Below are 728 nucleotides of genomic sequence, written 5' to 3'. Positions count from 1 at the left end.
GGTCGGGATGGGTGCGGCTCCACTCCACCAGCTTGCGGAAGTCGGTCCAGCCGTTGCGCCGCGCGTTCTCGGCATTCACCACGCACATCAGCGCCCCATCGGTGATCTGCGAGACTGGCGCGAAATCCGTGCGGGGGTTGAAGGGCAGCCGGCTCGTCATGAAGGGGAAAGCGCAGAGCGTGGTGACGCCGATCAGCCCGATCATCGTGCCGTCCTTGTCGCCCTTGGCGAGGAAGTCGGCGCCGATCATCCCGCCCGCCCCGCCGCGGTTCTCGATGACGACGGAGGTGCCGAGCACGGGCGCCAGCTTCTCGGCCATGATGCGCCCCAGCAGGTCGACGGCGCCGCCGGGCGGGAAGGGGACGACGAGGCGGACAGTCCGGCCCTGGGCGCGCAAAGCCGGTGCGGCCAGCGGGAGGGTGCTCGCTCCAAGAAGCATGCTGCGTCGCAACATCATGACCGTGAATCCCTTAATGATACGGCCATGTTCGGCTCAGCGCGCGGCTTCGGCAAGCCTCACGCGCGACAGCGCGATGACATCTAGCGCCGCCTTGGTCAGCTTGTAGGCAGAGAGCTGCTGCGGTCCTGCCCAGGCCACGGCCGCGACGTCGTCGCCCGGGGTGGCCTCGCCCGCATGCCAATGCGCGCAGTAGTCGACGATGGTGTAGTGGTAGCGCGGCTTGCCTCGGGCATCGAGCGAGATGGCGTCGATCACGTCGGCCAGGATG

The 728-nt window shown here is 68.3% G+C and carries 2 protein-coding genes; both read right to left on the bottom strand.

Translation table 11 applies throughout. The features are described 5' to 3' along the window. Positions 1-457 (bottom strand): Bug family tripartite tricarboxylate transporter substrate binding protein (locus tag AC1DWF_RS34265; RefSeq protein WP_476842939.1); only part of this gene is annotated, 457 nt, incomplete at its 3' end. 36 nt (positions 458-493) lie between these two features. Next, positions 494-728: NUDIX hydrolase (locus AC1DWF_RS34260; protein WP_476842938.1), on the bottom strand; the 235-nt coding region annotated here is incomplete at its 5' end.

Source organism: Aminobacter sp. P4_D5 (assembly GCF_056401815.1).
Note: the sequence above shows the minus strand (reverse complement) of the source record. Positions and strands in the feature narration are given on the sequence as shown.